Source organism: Kitasatospora sp. NPDC101157 (assembly GCF_044768255.1).
GTDB lineage: Bacteria > Actinomycetota > Actinomycetes > Streptomycetales > Streptomycetaceae > Kitasatospora.
Genome location: NZ_JBIWPL010000023.1, coordinates 41,234 through 59,510, shown reverse-complemented (window position 1 = coordinate 59,510; position 18,277 = coordinate 41,234). Strand labels below are relative to the sequence as shown.

Sequence of the window (18,277 nt, the reverse complement as noted above, 5' to 3'; positions counted from 1 at the left end):
GGCGCGCAGTGCCCTCAGCGGCCTCAGTTCCCACGACAGCCGTAGTACGACCCCGACGTCGGCCTGGGCGAGGGCGGGCGCGTCGTTCCCGCAGAAGCCACAGCAACTACGGGAGTTGTGAAGGCCGCAGAACCTGCGGCAGCGACTCTTGACGCTCACATGCCAGCGCCGGAAGGATGCCCGGATCACCCACCCGGCCCGTCGCGCCGACGGGCCGCCCGACGACCCCGGGAATCCACCTTGGCCCTGCGCCCCCTGCTCCGCCGCGCCGCCGGACTGATCGGCGCCCTCACCCTCTCCCTGGCCGGCACCCTCACCGCCGCCGCCCCCGCCCACGCCGACTTCGGCAGCGACTACCACGACCCGATCACCGCCACCAAGCCGCTCACCCGCCCCGACACCCGCTCCTGCACCGTCGACCTGATGCACGACCGGGAGTTCCGCAACGGCTACGGCAACCCGCCCGACACCCCCTACACCGCCACCCTCACCCCACCCGCCGACTGCGCCGGTCCCTGGTCCGCGGTCGTCCTCGACCTCCACGGACAGGTCGCCGGACGGCAGTTCGACCGGATCTTCAGCGTCCGCATCGGCGGCGTCCAGGTGCTGCTGTCCTCCACCCCGGAGCCGTCCAAGGACGGCATCCAGTGGAACGTCGAACGCGATCTGACCCGGTACGCCCCGCTGTTCGAGGCCGGACCGCAGCCCTTCTCCTTCGACCTCGCCAACGTCACCGACTCCACCTACACCGGCGTCTACAGGATCTCGGCGAGCCTGACCTTCTACACCGCCGACGACCGCTGGCCCGCCGCCCGGGGCGCGGACCAGGTGCTCACCACCGGCCCGTTCTCACTCACCCAGGGCGCCCCGAGCACCAGCAAGGACCTCACCTTCCCGCAGAACCTGGAGCGCCTGACCGCCGAGGTCTACACCCGCGGTGGCGGCGCCTGCGAGGAGTTCGCGTACGCCTCCGCACCGGACGCCTTCGTCGCCGCCAACCCGTCGATCGGCGCCTGCGGCAAGGGCCCCTTCCGCGAGCTGCGGCTCACCGTGGACGGCCGGGTGGCCGGCGCCGTCTGGCCGTACCCGGTGATCTACACCGGCGGCTGGGACCCGCTGTTGTGGCGGCCGGTCCCGGGCATCTTCGCCTTCGACCTGCCCGCCTACCGGCTCGACCTCACGCCGTACGTCGGCCTGCTGCTCGACGGCCGCCCGCACAGCCTCGGCATCACGGTCAACGCGACCGAGGCGCAGAGCAACGACGTCTGGACCGGCCAGGTCAACCTGTTCGCCGAGGTCGACCACGGCACCGCCCGCACCTCCGGGCAGCTCACCGACTACCGGGTCGCCCCCGAGGCGGCCGTCGGCACCGAGCTGACCGACCACGGCGGCGGCAGCGGCGACTGGACCGTCACCGCCGCCCGGCACGACCTCGCCCGCGGCTGGGTGCAGACCTCGCACGGCCGGATCACCACCGAGGTCCGGGACGACCTCACGTTCAGCTCCGCCCAGCAACTGCGCGACAGCGGCAACGACGTGGCACTGCACAACGGCACCGACCTGACCCGCACCACCGCCACCTGGGGCGGCGGACCGCACCGCACCACCACCGTGCACGAGGGCGAACCACTGGACGTCACCTACAAGGTGACCCACGACGCGGCCGGGAACACCGACCAGAACACCGCGATGGACCTCGGCTACCACCGCGAGGCCACCACCGCGACCGGCAGCCACGTCACCGAGCGCTCCACCGTCGACCACACCCTGCGACCGACCGCCCAGCGCCACGACGGCGACCGCACCGTCCGCACCGGCAGCAGCACCGAGGACTACCGCAGCACCGGTCCGGACGGGCCGTACCACCGGACGCTGAGCTTCGTGGACGGGTGGCCCAAGCCGTAACCCGTGGCCGAAGCCCGTAAGCGGTGGCCGGAAGCCGCGAGGTCCGCACACCGGCCGACTTGCGAAATTCGCCCGAATTCGTCCTGTTGACCCCTGGTGCACACGTCCTGGGAGGCGCATGATGGGAGATGGACCTGCGAGGTAGCTGAAGGAAGTTCGACCGCAGGAGGCAGTGGCGACAGGTCGAGACGGATCAGGGTCTGCCGCTGGTACTACCTCGGTCGACGATCGAACTACCGGCCCGGAGGACACCACGTCCGGAGGCCACCCCCACCTCGCAGGTTCCGCGCGTCCACGGAGCATCCCCTCGGTTCCGTGGACGCGCGCACGTCGGCGCCACCTGGGCCCGACCGGGCAGGCGCGACCGGACAGGCCGGCCCCGGGCCGACGCGACCGTGCGGGTGGCCGCTACTGCGGCACCGGGTACCCCATCTCCCAGGCGTGCACCGCGATCCCGACCCGGTTCGCCACGCCCAGCTTGCGCTGGATGCTCGCCACGTGGGTCTTCACCGTCCCCGCGGAGATGAACAGTTCGGCCGCGATGTCGGCGTTCGTCCGGCCCGCCGCGACGTGACCGGCGATCTCCACCTCCCGCTCGGTCAGCACCACCACCGGCGCGGCCGACCGCGCGGGCCGGCGCGGCGCCGTCACGTGCTTCAGCAGCCGGACCGTGACCGACGGGCTGATCAGGCTCTCGCCGTCCGCCGCCGCCCGCACCGCCTCGGCCAGCAAGGACGGGCCGGAACGCTTCAGCAGGAACCCGGACGCGCCGTGCTGCAACGCCGGGTAGACGTACTCGTCCAGGTCGAAGGTGGTCAGCACCACCACCCGCACCGAGCCGGACAGTCGTCTGGTCACCTCCAGCCCGTCCAGCCCCGGCATCCGGATGTCCACCAGCGCGACGTCCGGCCGCAGTTCGGCCGCCAGCTCCAGCGCGGCCACCCCGTCGACGGCCTCGCCCACCACCTCGATGTCCGGCTGCGCCTCCAGGATCCGCCGCACGCTGCGCCGCACGGCCTCCTGGTCGTCCGCGATCAACACCCGGATCACCCGCGGACACCCACCGTTCGCACTCGTCACGTCCGGCAGTCTCCCGCACCACCCGACGCGCGGGAAAGTTCACGCCACCGGCCCGGCGCGGTTCACCTCCGCCCGGTGAGGCTGGCCGCCATGAGCGCGGCGGACTGCACCTGCAGTTCGGCTCGGACGCCTCGCGCGAGGTCGTGGTCTCCTGGCACACCACCGCCTCCGTGTCCAACCCCCGCGTGAGGTACGGGACCTCGCAGGGCGGCTTCGGCCGGACCGAGCAGGCCGAGACCCGTACCTACCGGGACGCCGGCTCCGGTACCGAGGTCCAGGTGCACCACGCCCGGATCACCGGCCTGCGGCCCGACACGGACTACGTCTACGCCGCCGTCCACGACGGCGCCACCCCCGAGTTCGGCACCGTCCGCACCGCCCCGCGCGGCCGGGCCGCCTTCACCTTCACCAGCTTCGGCGACCAGGGCACCCCCACCCTCGGCAAGCAGACCGCCAACGGCTACGCCAACGACAACCTCGGCAGCCCCGCCGCGGGCGACACCACCGCCGGGGTCGAACGCGTCGCCCCGCTGTTCCACCTCCTCAACGGCGACCTCTGCTACGCCAACCTCTCCACCGACCGGGTCCGCACCTGGTCCGACTGGTTCGAGAACAACACCCGCTCGGCCCGCCACCGCCCCTGGATGCCGGCCGCCGGAAACCACGAGAACGAGAAGGGCAACGGCCCGATCGGCTACGGCGCCTACCAGGCCTACTTCGAGCTGCCGAGCTCCGGCGCCGACGAGGAACTGCGCGGCCTCTGGTACGCGTTCACCGCCGGCTCGGTCCGCGTCATCAGCCTCAACAACGATGACGTCGCCTACCAGGACGGCGGCAACTCCTACGTGCGCGGCTACTCCGGCGGCGCCCAGCAGCGCTGGCTGGAGCGGGAGTTGATCGCCGCCAACGCGGATCCGGGGATCGACTGGATCGTCGTCTGCATGCACCAGGTGGTCATCTCCACCGCCGACAGGTTCAACGGCGCCGACCTCGGCGTCCGCGAGGCCTGGGTGCCGCTGTTCGCCAGGTACGGCGTCGACCTGGTGGTCTGCGGCCACGAGCACCACTACGAGCGCTCGCACCCGATCCGCGGCCAGCAGCCCACCAACACCCGCACCCCGATCCCGGTCGCCACCCGAACCGAGACCATCGACACCACCAAGGGCACCGTCCACATGGTCATCGGCGGCGGCGGCACCTCCGCCCCCTCCAACCACCTGTTCTTCACCCCGTCCAAGGCCCGGGTGATCACCGTCGTCGGCGCCGTCGACAAGGCCACCGGCAAGAGGCCGCCGGTCTACGTGGTCGAGGACGCACCCTGGTCCGCCTTCCGCGACGCGGACAACCCGTACGGCTTCGCCTCACTCGACGTCGACCCGGGAGAGCGCGGCGGCAACACCACCATCGCCGTCACGTACTACTCGGTCAGCGGCCCGTACGGCGACCTCGTCCCGGTCGACCGCTTCACCCTCACCCGCCCGCGCGGCGCCCGCGGCGGGGGCCGAGGGCACTGACCCACCCCGGAAGCGCCGGCCTGCACCGCCCGGAGGCGCCGGCCTGCGCACGGGGGCGTCGACCGGTGCACCGGCCGACGGGTCTAGATGTTCATCCACCCGCCGTAGGCGAGGAGTCCGACGGGGCCTGCCACGAGCAGCGCGGCGATCACCGTCCCCACCCAGCCGCGGTTCCGCCGGCCCGTGAGCACCAGCATGACGCCGGACGGGAAGGCGAAGACGAAGACCGGCAGGGGGATCAGGAGGTACGGGGTCGAGAGCAGGGCCTCGATCCCGAGCTGCAGCCAGCCGACGACGAGGCAGGCGCGCCTGAACCCCGGCTCGCGCGGTACGGCCAGAGGCAGCATGGTCATCCCGAGGAACCCGCCGAACACCACCCAGTACCACCCGGTCTCGCCCCGTCCGGCGACCCCCCACGGCACCCACGCGACACCGGCCAGTGCGACGAGCGCCCGTCCGCCGCGCCTGATCCGCCCGCGCACGGGCGCCGCCCGCGGTGCGGCGGGCCGGTCGAACAGCTCGGCCTCGTCCGCATAGCCGGGCTGCGCCGGCAGTGACTCGCTCATCCGTTACCCCCGACATGATTTGAACGCGTTCAACGACTTGAACGCGTTCAACTTAGCGCCCTGCCCGTCCCGGCGAAAGCGCGGGGTACGGGTAGTCGCTACCTTCCCGGCAGGGTGCAGCACACCTGCCAGCCCGACGGGTCGACCGGGCCCGAGGTCAGCGAGCCGCCGTGGGCGGCGGCGCGGGCCGCCAGGCCGGCCAGGCCGGTACCGCCCGCACCGGGGCGGCGGCGCAGCCGGAGCCTGCGGGCGGCGGGCCCACCCGAGTCACCGACGATCACCCGTACCGCGCGGCCGTCCGGCTCGGAGGCCACCCGGACCGTCACCTCGGTGGCCTGCGGGGCGTGCCGGCGGACGTTGGTCAGGGCCTCCAGGACGACGGCGTACGCGGTGGCCTGGGCCTCGGCGGAGAGCAGTCCGACGGCCTCCGGGGCGAGGTCGACGGTGGCCCGCGGACCACCCTTCGTGCCGAAGCGGGCCACCAGCTGCGGCAGGTCGGCCAGACCCAGACGTCGGGTGGTTCCGGCCGCCCCCTGGTCCTCGCGCAGCGCGCCGACCATCTCGTCCATCGAGTCGAGCGCGCGAAGCCCCGCCTCCTCCAGCCGGCGCAGCAGCGCCGAGGTCTCCTCCGCTTCCTGGCCCGGGAGTTGGCCGGCCTGGGCCTCCAGCACGATGCCGGTGATCTCGTGGGCGACGGAGTCGTGCAGCCCACGGGCGACTTCGAGACGCTGCTCGCGCCTGGCCCCGACCACGGCCCGCTCCCGGCGGGCGTCCAGGACGCGCAGGTAGAGGCTCGCCCCGGCGACCCCGAGCACCGGCAGCAGCGAGAACAGAACGCCACCCACGGGCCCGGCCGCGCCGCCCTGGGGCATCCGGAGGGCGAAGCGCAGCGGCAGCGCCACGGCCGCGAGGCCGACCGCTCCGCCGATCGGCCCGGCCCAGTGGTCGGGGAGCCTGCGGACGGCCCGGAAGAGCACGCCGATCAGCGCCAGCCATTCGAACGGCGCCCAGAACGCGGGCAGCCGGTACGGCCCGGAGTAGCACAGGTCGACCACCAGCGAGGCCCCGGCGGCCGCACCGGCGGCGGTGGCGAACGTGACCCGGCCGAGCGGCCACGGGAGCAGCGCCACCACCGCGACCGACGTGGCCGTCAGCGCGAGCAGCAGGGCGGCGCCGTGGTCCCCCGGGTGCGCGAGCGCGACCGGCGCGAGCAGCAGGAGGGCGGCGGTGACGGCGGGCCAACGCCAGGGCCGGGATCGGGGCCGCTCGGGGCGGGTCAGTGGTTCGGTACGCACACCGCCGAGCCTACGGCCGGTACTCCCGAGGGAGTCGGCGCTCCTCCTCGCGACGGAGTCAACTCCCCTCTCCGGAGGGAGGTTCGCCCGGTCCGCCCGGGCCAGACTCGATGCCGTCGGAACGACTAGCGGGTCGGCTGGGTCCGGGGCTCCTGCGGCCCAACGGCCGCGGACTGCCGGGCACGGTACCGTTCATCCGCACGACCGGTGGCGACTCACCGCGCACGGCTGACCAGCGCCCGTCCCCGGCCCGACCAGGGCCTTCCGGCGCCCGGCCGGGCCGGGGTGTCACCGGTCGCCCGACCACCGGACCCCTGGAGGCCCCGATGCTCCCCGACCGCCCGACCGTCCCCGGGTCGACCGAAGCCGGGCCGGCGGAAACCGGATCGACCGAAGCCGGACCGACCGAAGCCGGCGCGGGGTTCAACGACCGCACAGGGGACGGCCGTTGAACCCCGCGCCCCGGCCCCGGCCCCGGTCGAGCCCGTCCCGCCGGCTGGGCCGCTCCCCCGACCACCCCGACTACGCCCGGCTCGCCGCCGTCGGCCCGTACTTCGCCCTCGACACCTCGGGAACCACCACCCCGCCGCCCGGCTTCCGCCCCCTCCCCGAGCTGTACGGCACCGGCCCGGACGCCCCGCTCGCGGCCCGGGTCCGGGTGGTCGCGCAGCGCCTGGGCACGGCCGAACTCCGGGTCGCCGCCTCGATCCTGCACCTCGGCCTGGCCGCCCGCTTCTGGTCGGTGGGACTGGGGTCGGCCGTCCTGCTGGGGACGGTCCCGACGCTGGAGCGCGCCTGGGTACGGGTCCCGGACCAGGGGCCGATCGACCTCTGGACGCCGCCGGAACCGGCCCGCCCCGCCTCCGAGAGCCTCGTCGACCAGCTCCACCGGGCCGTCCTGATCGGTCGGCTGGAGCCGCTGGCCGCAGCGGTTCGCGCCGCCGTGCCGCTCTCCGCGCGTCTGCTGCACGGCAATGCCGCCTCTGCGCTGGCCGGCACGCTCCGCGTGCTGGACGCCCACGCGGCTGGCCCGGCCCGGGAGTTGGTCGCGCAGTTGCTGGACCGTCCGCCGTTGAAGGGCTCCGGCAGGCTGGTCACCGGCCCGCGCGGGGCGGCGTTCCGGCGGACCAGCTGCTGCCTCTACTACCGGACCGGCCCGGGTGCCGGGCTCTGCGGGGACTGCTGCTTCACCCGCCCGCCGGCCCGGCGGCAGTAGCGCGCGGCCGAGAACGGGACCGAGAACGAGAATCACGAGCGGCATCGAGCGCGAACGGGCCCGCGCCCGGCTTGTCCAAGGCCGGGCGCGGGCCGCCGGTCCCCACCCGGCGCGATGCCCGTGGCGCCGGGTGAAGTCTTCGAGGTACCCGCGGTCGTACGGTCCTCAGACCCCGACCGCCTCCTCCATCTCCTCCTCGGCCTCCACCGACGTTCCTGCCGGCGTCCCCGCCGACTTCCCGGCCGTCTCCACCGAGCGGTGCCCGCGGCCCTCGTACATCGCCGCGGCCACCAGGGCCACCCCGCCCAGCAGCAGCCAGACCACCAGCGTCAGCACGTGACCGCCGAGCCCGGCGCCGCCGTCGAAGTACATGATGCTGCGCGCGCCCTCCAGGTAGCCGGCGCCGGTCCAGAAGCCGTGCAGGGCCCCGAAGAACCCGTTCTGCAGCTCGGGCCGGTAGATGCCGCCGGAGGAGGTGAAGTTGAGCATCACGAACAGCACCATCAGCGCGAGCGTGGTCCACTTCTTCAGGAAGCTGTGCAGGCCGATGCCGATCAGGACGATGCCCGCGGAGTAGAGCCAGCCGAGTGCCCAGATCGCGGCGTAGTCGTGGTCGACGACGTGGAAGACCGGTCCGGCGGTGACGATCCCGATCACGCTGACCACCAGCGAGACCGCCACGCCGACCAGCGCCCTGATCCGCAGGCTCAGCCCCGCACCGGCGGCGCCGATCGCCGCGACGCTGGCGTAGGAGCCGATGCTCAGCGCGACCAGCAGGAAGAACAGGCCCTGGCCGGTCGGGTCGCCCTTGGCGAGGGTGGTGAGGTCGGTGACGTGCAGCGGCACGCCCTGCTTGTCGGTGACGTTGGTGAACACCGCCGTGGCGGCCACCACCGAGGTGTCCGAGTTGCCCTTGGCCACGATCAGCTCGGGGTGCCTGGCGTCGGGCACGAAGGCGCCGACCAGGTCCCGGTCGCGCAGTTGCTGCTCGGCAGCGGCGCGGTCGTCGACGGTGCGGACGTCCAGCGCGTCGCCGGCCTTGCCCTGGATCGCCTGGGCCAGGCCGTGCGCCTGGGGGCCGGCGCCGACCACGGCGACCTTGAGGTGGTGGGGTTCCGGCTGGTGGAAGGCGCCCTGGTAGGCGAGGGCCATGCCGAGGCACATCAGCAGCGGGGTGAGCAGGTGGACGGCGAGGTGCTTGAGCGAGTGCCCCAGGGTGGGCGCTGCGGCGGTGGTCTGGGGTGTGCTCATGGCGTTCGTACCGTCCTCCGGCGAAATCTTCCGACCAAGGTGGCAAATACAACCAATGCAGGTGGTAAATGCAACCATCTATGGATGTAGCTTACAACCATCTGCCGTTGATCGGAAGCCGCCCGTCCGCTCAGGCCAGCTCGAACACGCCGTACGAGAAGCCGTCCGCCCGCAGCTCGCCGTCCACCACCCGCACGCCCTGCGCCTCCAGCGGCCGCGCGACGCCCCGGCCGAGGCCGTCCGCCAGCCGGACCGCCCCCGGCTCCCGGCATGGGTTCACGGCGACCAGGTACCGCCCCGACCGGACGTACACCAGCGGATACCCGGCGTGCCGCACCTCCACCCCACCGGCCGAGCCGAGCCCCGGGTGCGCGCGGCGCAGCGCGATCAGCCGCCGGACGGTGTGCAGCAGCGACGTCGGGTCGGCGCGCTGGGAGAGCACGTCCGGGCGCCGCGGGTCCGGGTCCACCGGCAGGTAGAGCCGCTCGGGGGCGGCGGTGGAGAACCCGGCCGTGGGGCCCGGCGTCCACTGCATCGGGGTACGGGAGCCCGCCCGGTTGTAGCGCGGTCCGAGCACGCTGCCCTCGACGTCAGGCAGCCCGGGCACGTAGCGCATGCCGATCTCGTCGCCGTAGTACACCGCGGGCAGCGTCGGCCAGGTGAACAGGAAGGCGAAGGCGGGGGCGAGTTGTTCGCCCGAGCGGGGGCCGGCGGCGAGCCGGGAGAAGTCGTGGTTGGCGGTGGGAAGGACGATGTGCCCGTTGCCCTCGGTGAGTTCGGCGGCGGAGCGCCAGGCGTCCAGGAAGGGCTGCGGGGTGCCGCGCCCCTCGGCCTCGAAGTAGCACGGGCCCTGCTGCCAGAACTCCTCCACCGTGCCGCCGCCGTTGTTCCACAGCGAACGCAGCGGGAGGCCGTGGTCGTCCCCGCCGAAGTGCAGGAAGAAGTCCGCGTGGAAGCCGGCCGAAACGGCGGCGGCCGGCTCGCCCCACTCGGCGAACAGCGCGGCCCGGGGGTGGGAGCGGTCCAGCCAGTCGCGCAGTTCGGTCCAGAGCTTGGCGGTCTCGACCCGGCCCGGGTCGTCCTTGACCAGCGAGTACGCCATGTCCACCCGGAATCCGGCCACGCCGAGGTCCAGCCAGTGCGCCATGATCCCGCGCAGCGCCGCCCGGTTGGCGCACGGGCCCTCGGCGTCCACCGGCTGGCGCCAGGGCTCTCCGGAACTACCGCGCGCGTAGCCGAAGTTGAGCGCCGGTTGGCAGTCGAAGAAGTTCGGCAGGTACCAGCCGGGGCGGCTGCCGGGCGAGGCGACGAAGCCTTCCACCTGCCGGTCCGACCAGATGTAGCGGTGGTCGGCCGGGTCCTCGGCGGCGGCCAGGAACCAGGGGTGGCGATCGGAGGTGTGCCCGGCGACCAGGTCGAGCAGGATGCGGATGCCCTTGGCCCGGGCGGCCTCGACCAGGGCGACCAGGTCCTCGGTACGGCCGTAACGCGGCGCGGGCGTCAGGTAGTCGGTGACGTCGTATCCGGCGTCGCGGAACGGCGAGGCGAAGCAGGGGTTGAGCCAGACCGTGTCCACGCCGAGCCAGGAGAGGTGGTCGAGGTGCTCGGCGATCCCGGCGAAGTCACCGATGCCGTCGCCGTCGGAGTCCGCGAAGGTCTGCGGGTAGATCTGGTAGAGGACGGCGTCGGCCAGCCAGTCGGGGCCGGGGCGGGTCGAGGTCATGGGGTGGGTCCTCCTGCCGGGTCCGGGGGCCGCGCGGGCCGAGAGCCGAGGGGCCGGGCTGAGCCGGGTGCCACCGATTCTCGTCCAATCCCGGCCGTCCCGACAGCCCTCCTCGCGTCTTCACGGAACCACCGCCCCCCGTACCCGCGCGCACCCCCACCCCCCGGCACGCCGGCCCAGTCCGCTCCACCGCCCCACCGCCGGCGCCCCCACCGCCGGGCGCCCCCGCTACGCTCCACCGCCGGCGCCCCGCTACGCCCCCACCGCCGGCGCCCCGCTACGCTCCCGCCGCGCACGCCCGGGTGAACTCCCGGGCCCGCCGGGTGATCTCCGCCCAGTCCCCCGCCTCGACCGCCGCCGGCGGCACCACGTCCGTACCCGCGCACACCGCCAACGCCCCCTGCGACAGGAACTCGGCCGCGTTGCCCGCGTTCACCCCGCCCGAGGCCACCAGCGGCACGTCCGGGTACGGGCCGCGCAGGTCCTTGAAGTAGCCGGGCCCGAACGACCGGGCCGGGAAGATCTTCACGGCCGCGGCGCCCAGGTCGACGGCCCGGGCCACCTCGGTCGGGGTGAGCGCCCCCAGCACCACCGGCACCCCCCGGGCCCGTCCGGCCTCCGCGACCGCGGGCCGGCAGCCGGGCGTGACCAGGAAGGACGCCCCCGCGTCGATCCCCCGCTCGGCCTGCTCGGCGGTCAGCACCGTGCCGATCCCGACCCGCCATCCGGCCCCGGACGCCCGGGACAGGTGGTCCGTCACGTTCGGTGTCGTGTAAGTGAATTCGGTGAAGGCGATGCCGCCTTCGGCGAGTGCGGCGCACAGCGCGGCGGCGTCCGGGATCCGGGGTGCGCGGACCACCGCGATCACCGGATCGTCCGACAGCTCGGAAAGATCGTTCATCGGGCCAGAGTCCCTCGGTCGGTGCGGCGCAGGGCGCGCCCGGGCCGGGCGCCGGTGGTGCGACCCTGCCGGACGACGGCGGTGCCGTTGACGTACACGTACTCGATGCCCTCGGCGGGCAGCCGGGGTTGCTCGAAGGTGGCGGCGTCCCGGACCCGTTCGGGGTCGAGGAGCACCAGGTCCGCGTGGAAGCCGGGGGCGATCCGGCCGCGCCGGTCCAGGCCCAGCCGGGCCGCGGGTCGGCCGGTCATCCGGGCGACCGTCTCCTCCAGGGTGAGAACGCCCAACTCCCGGGCGTAGGGCCCGAGGTAGCGGGCGAAGGTGCCCCAGGCCCGCGGGTGCGGCCGGGCACCGACCAGCAGTCCGTCGCTGCCGACGGTGTGCGCCGGGTGGCGCATGACCGCCCGGACGTTCTCCTCGTGTCCGACGTGCTGGAGCACGGTGGTGCCCAACTCGTCCTGGCGCAGCAGGTCGAGGAAGGTCTCCGTCCCGCTCCGTCCCCGCTCGGCCGCGAGTTCGGCGACGGTCCGGCCGACCGCCCCGGCGAGCCGCTCCGAGCGGACGCCGGAGATCTGGATCGTCGCCCAGTCCGCGATCACGCCGTGGCAGCCGTCGCTGCCCTGCTCCTCCATCGCGCACCGGATCCGCTCGCGGTCCACCGGGTCGGCGAGCCGGGCCAGGGTCGCGCCCGGTCCGCCCTCGGCGGCCCAACTCGGCAGCAGGGCAGCCAGGGTGGTGGAGCCGGGCAGATAGGGGTAGCTGTCCAGGGTGACGTCGATGCTCTCGGCGAGCGCCCGGTCGACCAGCTCCAGCAGCTCGCCGGCCCGGCCGCGGTTGACCCCGAAGTTCATCGTGGCGTGGGTCAGGTGCAGCGCGCAGCCGGACCGCCGGGCGATCTCCACCATCTCCGCGTAGCCCTCCAACGCGCCGTGCCCGTAGGAGCGTTGGTGCGGCGCGTGGAAGCCGCCGTAGGCCGCGACCACGGTGCACAGTTCGACCAGTTCGGCGGTGTCCGCGTACATTCCGGGGGTGTAGCTGAGGCCGCTGGACATGCCGACCGCGCCGGCCAGCAGGCCCTGCGCCAACTCCTGCCGCATCCGGTCGAGTTCGGTCGTGGTCGGCGGGCGGTTGTGCCAGCCCACCGCGAGCATCCGCAGCGAGCCGTGCGGGACCAGGTAGCAGGCGTTGACGGCGGGCCGGGTGCGGTCGATCCGGTCCAGGTAGCCGGCCACGTCGCGCCAGTCCCAGTCGAGGTCCGCCGGATCGCCGTTCCAGCCCGCCAGTTGGCGGCGCAGCGCGGGCAGGGTGGTGTCGTCCACCGGGGCGTAGGACAGGCCGTCCTGGCCGAGGACCTCGCAGGTGACGCCCTGGGTGACCTTCGCCGGGTGCTCGGGTTCGAGCAGCAGGGCGAGGTCGGAGTGGGCGTGCATGTCGATGAAGCCTGGGGCGAGCACCAGTCCGTCGGCGTCCACGGTCGAGGGTCCGTCCAGGACCGGGCCGATCTCGGTGATCAGCCCGTCGGCGATCCGTACGTCGGCGCGGTAGCGCTCGGCGCCGGTCCCGTCGACGACCGTCGCCCCTTTGAAGACCGTGTCGCCCCCGGCGACGGTCGCCCGGCTGACGACGGTCGCCCCTGTGACGCCCGTGGCCCGGTCCGTGGAGCCCACGCCTCTCTCCGCCTCCGCCATCAGAAGAACGTCCTGACCAGCCCGGTGACCTTCGGCTCGGCCGCGTCCGCGGAGTCCAGCACCGGAATGGCCGTCCACTTGTCGAAGGCCGTGCACGGGTGCGAGACGCCGAGCCGCACCGTCGTGCCGACGGGCGCGAGGTCGCCCGCGTCGCGGAGGAAGGCGTGCTGGTCGTTGAGCGCGGTGATCCGTGCCGCCGTACCCGTCAACTCCGCTCCGCCGCGCACCCGTTGCGGCTCGGGCAGTCCTTCGTCGAAGGGCAGGTCGCGCTTGCCCGCGTCCAGCAGCGCCAGTTGCGGCTCCGGCCTGGAGACCACCCGGCCCCAACCGTGCAACGCGCCGCGGAACCGGGAGCCGCCGCCCCGGGCGAACGGCGAGATGCCCCGGTAGAAGCCGTCGTCGTGGGCGATGTACGCGCCCGGGCGCAGCACCACCAGCGCCTCCGGCAGAGCGGCCAACTCCTCGACCACCAGATCGAAGTAGGCGCTGCCGCCGGCCGAGACCACTGGTGGCGCACCGCCCGGGTAGGCGCCGGCGAGCCGACCGTGCAACTCACCGAGCGCCTTCAGACAGCCGCGTACGGTGGCCAGCCCCTCGGCCGTGGCGTCGTGCGCGAGGGCCCCCTCGTACCCGCCGACGCCGGCCAGTCGCAGGGTGGGCGCGCGCAGCACGGCGGCGGCTACCTCGACGGCCGCGTCCACTCCGCGCACACCGGTCCGCCCGCCCGGACCGCCGAGTTCGACCAGCACCTCGACCGGCCGTTCGGCCCCGGCCGCGCGCAGGGCGTCGTCCATCAGCCGTACGCCCTCGGTGGAGTCCGTCCAGCAGAGGAAGGCGAAGCCCGGATCGGCGGCCAGTTCGGCGGCGAGCCAGGCGAGCCCGGCCGGGTCGAGCAGGGCGTTGGCGAGCAGGATCCGCTGGACGCCGAAGGCGCGGGCGACCCGCACCTGCGGCAGGTTGGCGAGGGTGATCCCGTGGCTGCCGGCGGCGAGCTGGGCCTGCCAGAGCGCGGGCGCCATGGTGGTCTTGCCGTGCGGGGCGAGGACGACGCCCGCCTCGGCACACCAGTCGGCCATGGTGCGGACGTTGTGGTCGAGCGCGGCGCCGTCGAGGGTGAGCAGCGGGGTGCCGAGCGAGGAGAGGGTCGGCCCGGTGGCGAGCCAGTCGCGGACGGTGCGCCCCCAACTCTCCGGCGGGGCGGCCTTGAACCGCCAGTCGAGGGTCTCGTCGGCCAGGGCCGCCACCGCCCCTTCTGCGATCCCCGGCCCGGCCGCGCTGCTCGCGAAGGCCGCGCCGCCCACCGGGCTCCCGCCGCCCACGGGGGCACTGCCGCCCACCGGACCCCGGTCACCCGCGAAGGTCTGCTCCACCGTCTCCTCCGTCCGCCTCGTTGCAACATGTGCAACGAGGGTTGCACATACTGCCAGCACGGTTCTAGCATCGGCGCCGGATCACGGTCAACGGAACCGACTGCCCCGAGGAGCCCAGCAGATGCCGCGACAGGACACCCCGGGCCCGACCCGCCCCGAACCTCCCCCGACGGCGGTCTGCGTGGGTGAGTCGATGGCCGTGCTGCTGCCCGACCGCCCGGGCCCGCTGGAGGCCGTGGAGAACTTCCGGCTGTCCGTCGGCGGCGCGGAGTCCAACGTGGCCGGGGCGCTGGCCGCACTGGGCGTGCCGACCGCCTGGCTCAGCCGGGTGGGTGACGACGGCTTCGGCCGCCGGCTGCTCACCGAGCTCGCCGCCCGCGGCGTGGACGTCTCGGCCGTCACCGTCGACCCGCACCGCCCGACCGGCCTCTACCTCAAGGAGGTCGGCGGCGCCACCGGCCACCGGCACGACCTCGGCCCCGGCCGCAGCCGCCTGCACTACCACCGGCGCGGCTCCGCGGCCGCCGCGCTCTCCCCCGCCCTGCTCGCCGACCCGGCCGCCGCCGCCCTGCTGGCCGGTGCCCGCCTGCTGCACCTGTCCGGCATCACCGCCGCGCTCTCCGACGACTGCCTGGCCCTGCTGCGCACCCTGCTCGCCGACCGCCGCCCGGACCGGCTGGTCAGCTTCGACCTCAACTGGCGCCCCGCGCTCTGGCAGGACCGCGACCCGGCCGTGCTCCCGCCCCTGCTGGACGCCGCCGACCTGCTGCTGCTCGGCGCCGACGAGGCCCTGGCCGCCTTCGGCACCGACGAACCCGCGGCGCTGCGCCGCCGCTTCCCCTCCCCCGCCACCGTGGTGGTCAAGGACGCGGACCGGATGGTCACCGCCCTGGAACGGGACGGCACGGCGGTCGCCGAACCGGCCCTGGCCGTCGAGGTGGTGGAGGCCACCGGCGCGGGCGACGCCTTCGCGGCCGGCTACCTGGCCGGCACCCTCCGCGGACTGGACCAGCGCGGACGGCTGCGGCTCGGCCACCTGGGCGCGGCGTGCGCGCTGACCGCCCACGGCGACCAGGCCGAGCTGCCGCCCGCCCCGGTGGTGGCCGCGCTGCTCGGCGCCTCCCCGGCCGACTGGGCGGCCACCCGGGTCACCGCCAGGGGCATCACCTCCCCCGCCCTGCCTCCCGGCCGGGCCGGCACCGCGGTACCGGCCGGGCCCCGGCCCGGGAAGCCCGCGGATCCGCCGGATCCGGCGGACCGCCCGGACCCTTCCCATCCGTCCGATCCGGCCGGAGCGGCCGATCCGGCCCGGGCACAATGAGCACGACCCGCAGCCACCTGACCGGAGCACGAGCCCGATGAGCCAGACCGTCACCCGCGCCCTGCGCATCCTCGCCCAGCTCGGCGAGGGCGAGCGATCCCTCGACCAGCTGGCCGAGGTCCTCGGCGTGCACAAGACCACCGTGCTCCGACTGCTCCAGAGCCTTGAGGAGGAACGGTTCGTCTACCGCGACGCGGCCTACCGCTACCACCTCGGCGCGGGTCTGTTCGCGCTCTCCGGCCTTGCCCTGGAGCAGCGCGGCATCCGCCGGATCGCCGCCCCGCACCTCGCCGAGCTGAACTCCGCCACCGGCCAGACCGTGCACCTGGCGGCCTACGAGGGCGGCGAAGTGGTCTACATCGACAAGTTCGACTCCCGTCACCCGGTCAGGATGTACTCCCGGATCGGCCTGCGCGCCGCCCTGCACAGCGCCGCCGTCTCCAAGGTGCTGCTGGCCGACCTCCCGCTGCCCGAACGCCGCCGGGTGGTGGCCGGGATCGACTTCACCCCGCACACCGAACGCACCCTCACCACGCCCGAGGCGCTGCTCGCCGAACTGGAGCAGGTCGCCGCCCAGGGCTGGGCGCAGGACCACGCGGAGCACGAGGCCTTCATCAACTGCGTCGCCGCCCCGATCCGGGACGCCACCGGCCGGGTCGTCGCCGCCGCCTCCATCTCCGTCCCCGACGTCCTCCTCCCGTACGAGCAGGTGCTGGACCTCCTCCCGCAGCTGCTCGCCACCACCCGCGCCGTCTCGGCCGACTGCGGCCGTCCGGACCACATCTGACGAACAGTCATCGACCGACAAGGAGCTCCATGTCCCGCGCGCCCTCCGACAAGACCGAGATCCGCACCGACGGCGCCCCCGCGCCCGCCTGGATGTTCTCCCAGGGCGTCCGGAAGGGCCCGATCCTGCAGGTCTCCGGCCAGGGCCCGCAGGACCCGGCGACCGGCGAGTACCTCCACCGCGGCGACGTGAAGGCGCAGACCCGCCGCACCCTGGAGAACGTCAAGGCCATCGTCGAGGCGGGCGGCGCCACCGTCGAGGACGTGGTGATGTTCCGCGTCTACCTCACCGAGCGCGCCCACTTCCCGCTGATGAACGAGGCCTACACCGAGTTCATCGAGGAGAACATCGCGCCGGGCGGGGTGAAGCCCTGCCGGACCACCGTCTTCGTCGAACTCCCCCAGGAGCCCATGCTGGTGGAGATCGACGCCCAGGCCGTCGTCGCCTGAGCCGCCATCGGCACCCCCGAGGGCCCGGGACGCCCCCACGGCGCCCGGGCCCCACTTGCCACACCCCAACCCGGACATTAGGTTAGGCTCACCTAACTACGAGGAGGTCCGTCCATGAGCCTGCATAACGGCGAAGCCGAGGTGCCCGAGCCCACCACCGCCGACCGGGTCCACAGCCTGCTCAGCGCGACCTCCTCACTCACCGTCCGCGCCCTCGGCGAGCACCACGACCTGGACACCCCGGTCTCCGTCCACGGCTCCCGCCTGCGCCTGCGCGCCCCACTGGACGCCCCGCTCACCGCGGCCGCCGCCGGCGCCACCGACGGCCTGGCCGTCGTCCTCGACGTCACCGACGTCTCTCCCGTCGCCGTCCGCGACCGCATCCGCGCCCGGCTCACCCTGGCCGGCCGGCTGCACCTGGCCCACCTCGCCGACGACGGCCTGAGCGTCCACCTGCGGGTGGACGTCGCCCACGCCGTCCTCGCCACCCCGTACGGCACCAACGCGCTCACCGCCGCCGACCTCGCCCTCGCCACCCCGGACCCGCTGGCCCGCCACGAGGCCGCACTGCTCACCCACCTGGCCGACGACCACGCCGACGCCCTCGACCTGCTGGCCGGGCTCCTCGACCCGGCCCTGCTCACCCACCGCCCCGCCGTGCGCCCGCTCGCCCTGGACCGCCACGGCCTGGTGCTGCGCCTGGACCACTCGCACGGCCACCGCGACGTCCGCCTGGTCTTCCCCGAACCCGCCTGCGACACCGAGGACTTCGGCCACCGGATGCACGAGCTCCTCACCGCCGCCCAGCACGGCCTGCCGGCCCACCGGGGCTAGGTCCAGCGGCGCCAGGCCCACCGGGGCCAGGCCACAGCGGCGCGCGGGAACCGCCGGGGCAGGCCCTCGGTCGCCCTCCGCCGCGTCGTCCAGCACGATCCTCCCCGTACATCGCGCTCGACTCGAAGCCCGCCGGCGCAGCCACCCCGCCTTCGGCCGGTCCACGTCCCCCGTCCCGGCCCACTCCCCGGCGCCATGCGGAGCAGTCCTCCAGGAGAAGCGAATCCGCCCGCAGGAAGCAGCCCGAGTCGACGCACGTTCGGAGCACCGAACGCCAGCCGGTACCGAGAACGGCAAATGGTCGGCCCGGCTGCAGGGGAGATCTCCCCTGCAGCCGGGCCGACCGTGGGCGTGTCCCGCGCCCATGTCCACTACCG

15 protein-coding genes are annotated in these 18,277 nt (G+C 74.2%); 7 read left to right on the top strand and 8 right to left on the bottom strand.

Annotation, left to right across the window (positions count from 1 at the left end; genetic code table 11):
* Positions 1-240 precede the first annotated feature (240 nt).
* The gene (locus ACIRVF_RS33030; RefSeq protein ID WP_402826144.1) at positions 241-1,905 is read left to right on the top strand and encodes a peptide-N4-asparagine amidase; all 1,665 of its coding nucleotides are present in this window, start codon (positions 241-243) and stop codon (positions 1,903-1,905) included.
* A gap of 408 nt (positions 1,906-2,313) precedes the next feature.
* On the opposite strand, the gene ACIRVF_RS33025 is transcribed toward ACIRVF_RS33030, so the two are convergent.
* Positions 2,314-2,985, bottom strand: coding sequence for a response regulator (locus ACIRVF_RS33025; RefSeq protein ID WP_402826141.1), 672 nt, complete (start codon positions 2,983-2,985; stop codon positions 2,314-2,316).
* A 143-nt stretch (positions 2,986-3,128) separates the two neighbouring features.
* Between ACIRVF_RS33025 and ACIRVF_RS33020 the strand changes: the two genes are divergently transcribed.
* Positions 3,129-4,499, top strand: coding sequence for a purple acid phosphatase family protein (locus tag ACIRVF_RS33020; protein ID WP_402826138.1), 1,371 nt, complete (start codon positions 3,129-3,131; stop codon positions 4,497-4,499).
* Between the two features lie 83 nt (positions 4,500-4,582).
* Here ACIRVF_RS33020 and ACIRVF_RS33015 read toward each other — a convergent pair whose 3' ends face one another.
* Complete coding sequence (locus tag ACIRVF_RS33015) at positions 4,583-5,065, bottom strand: hypothetical protein (protein WP_402826135.1); 483 nt, start codon at positions 5,063-5,065, stop codon at positions 4,583-4,585.
* Between the two features lie 98 nt (positions 5,066-5,163).
* Positions 5,164-6,360, bottom strand: coding sequence for a sensor histidine kinase (locus ACIRVF_RS33010; protein ID WP_402826132.1), 1,197 nt, complete (start codon positions 6,358-6,360; stop codon positions 5,164-5,166).
* A 448-nt stretch (positions 6,361-6,808) separates the two neighbouring features.
* Between ACIRVF_RS33010 and ACIRVF_RS33005 the strand changes: the two genes are divergently transcribed.
* Positions 6,809-7,576: a (2Fe-2S)-binding protein gene (locus ACIRVF_RS33005; protein WP_402826129.1), complete on the top strand. Its 768-nt coding sequence runs from the start codon at positions 6,809-6,811 to the stop codon at positions 7,574-7,576.
* Positions 7,577-7,741: 165 nt separating this feature from the next.
* On the opposite strand, the gene ACIRVF_RS33000 is transcribed toward ACIRVF_RS33005, so the two are convergent.
* From ACIRVF_RS33000 to ACIRVF_RS32980, 5 genes are all read right to left on the bottom strand, one after another.
* The gene (locus tag ACIRVF_RS33000; protein WP_402826126.1) at positions 7,742-8,827 is read right to left on the bottom strand and encodes a hypothetical protein; all 1,086 of its coding nucleotides are present in this window, start codon (positions 8,825-8,827) and stop codon (positions 7,742-7,744) included.
* A 130-nt stretch (positions 8,828-8,957) separates the two neighbouring features.
* Positions 8,958-10,550 carry an alpha-amylase family glycosyl hydrolase gene (locus tag ACIRVF_RS32995; RefSeq protein ID WP_402826123.1) on the bottom strand — a complete coding sequence of 531 codons (1,593 nt, stop codon included), beginning with the start codon at positions 10,548-10,550 and terminating at the stop codon, positions 8,958-8,960.
* 277 nt (positions 10,551-10,827) lie between these two features.
* Positions 10,828-11,451 carry a bifunctional 4-hydroxy-2-oxoglutarate aldolase/2-dehydro-3-deoxy-phosphogluconate aldolase gene (locus ACIRVF_RS32990; protein WP_402826120.1) on the bottom strand — a complete coding sequence of 208 codons (624 nt, stop codon included), beginning with the start codon at positions 11,449-11,451 and terminating at the stop codon, positions 10,828-10,830.
* Entirely contained in the window at positions 11,448-13,118 is a 1,671-nt protein-coding gene (locus ACIRVF_RS32985) for an amidohydrolase family protein (RefSeq protein WP_402826117.1), read from the bottom strand. Before ACIRVF_RS32985 ends, ACIRVF_RS32990 begins: the two co-directional genes overlap by 4 nt.
* A 20-nt stretch (positions 13,119-13,138) precedes the next feature.
* Positions 13,139-14,509 (bottom strand): alanine racemase, encoded by a 1,371-nt coding sequence (locus ACIRVF_RS32980; RefSeq protein ID WP_402826114.1) that lies wholly within the window; start codon positions 14,507-14,509, stop codon positions 13,139-13,141.
* Between the two features lie 121 nt (positions 14,510-14,630).
* On the opposite strand from ACIRVF_RS32980, the gene ACIRVF_RS32975 reads away from it, so the two are divergent.
* From ACIRVF_RS32975 to ACIRVF_RS32960, 4 genes are all read left to right on the top strand, one after another.
* The gene (locus ACIRVF_RS32975; protein ID WP_402826111.1) at positions 14,631-15,830 is read left to right on the top strand and encodes a sugar kinase; all 1,200 of its coding nucleotides are present in this window, start codon (positions 14,631-14,633) and stop codon (positions 15,828-15,830) included.
* Between the two features lie 37 nt (positions 15,831-15,867).
* Complete coding sequence (locus tag ACIRVF_RS32970) at positions 15,868-16,617, top strand: IclR family transcriptional regulator (protein ID WP_402826108.1); 750 nt, start codon at positions 15,868-15,870, stop codon at positions 16,615-16,617.
* Between the two features lie 29 nt (positions 16,618-16,646).
* Positions 16,647-17,066 carry a RidA family protein gene (locus ACIRVF_RS32965; protein ID WP_402826105.1) on the top strand — a complete coding sequence of 140 codons (420 nt, stop codon included), beginning with the start codon at positions 16,647-16,649 and terminating at the stop codon, positions 17,064-17,066.
* Between the two features lie 114 nt (positions 17,067-17,180).
* On the top strand, positions 17,181-17,900 hold the full coding sequence (locus ACIRVF_RS32960) for a DUF2470 domain-containing protein (RefSeq protein WP_402826102.1): 720 nt from the start codon (positions 17,181-17,183) through the stop codon (positions 17,898-17,900).
* Positions 17,901-18,277 lie beyond the last annotated feature (377 nt).

Coding starts and splice junctions, on each gene's coding strand:
- ACIRVF_RS32965 (WP_402826105.1), top strand. CDS start 16,647: ATGTCCCGCGCGCCCTCCGACAAGACCGAGATCCGCACCGACGGCGCC.
- ACIRVF_RS32995 (WP_402826123.1), bottom strand. CDS start 10,550: ATGACCTCGACCCGCCCCGGCCCCGACTGGCTGGCCGACGCCGTCCTC.
- ACIRVF_RS33000 (WP_402826126.1), bottom strand. CDS start 8,827: ATGAGCACACCCCAGACCACCGCCGCAGCGCCCACCCTGGGGCACTCG.
- ACIRVF_RS32990 (WP_402826120.1), bottom strand. CDS start 11,451: ATGAACGATCTTTCCGAGCTGTCGGACGATCCGGTGATCGCGGTGGTC.
- ACIRVF_RS32970 (WP_402826108.1), top strand. CDS start 15,868: ATGAGCCAGACCGTCACCCGCGCCCTGCGCATCCTCGCCCAGCTCGGC.
- ACIRVF_RS32975 (WP_402826111.1), top strand. CDS start 14,631: ATGCCGCGACAGGACACCCCGGGCCCGACCCGCCCCGAACCTCCCCCG.
- ACIRVF_RS32960 (WP_402826102.1), top strand. CDS start 17,181: ATGAGCCTGCATAACGGCGAAGCCGAGGTGCCCGAGCCCACCACCGCC.
- ACIRVF_RS33015 (WP_402826135.1), bottom strand. CDS start 5,065: ATGAGCGAGTCACTGCCGGCGCAGCCCGGCTATGCGGACGAGGCCGAG.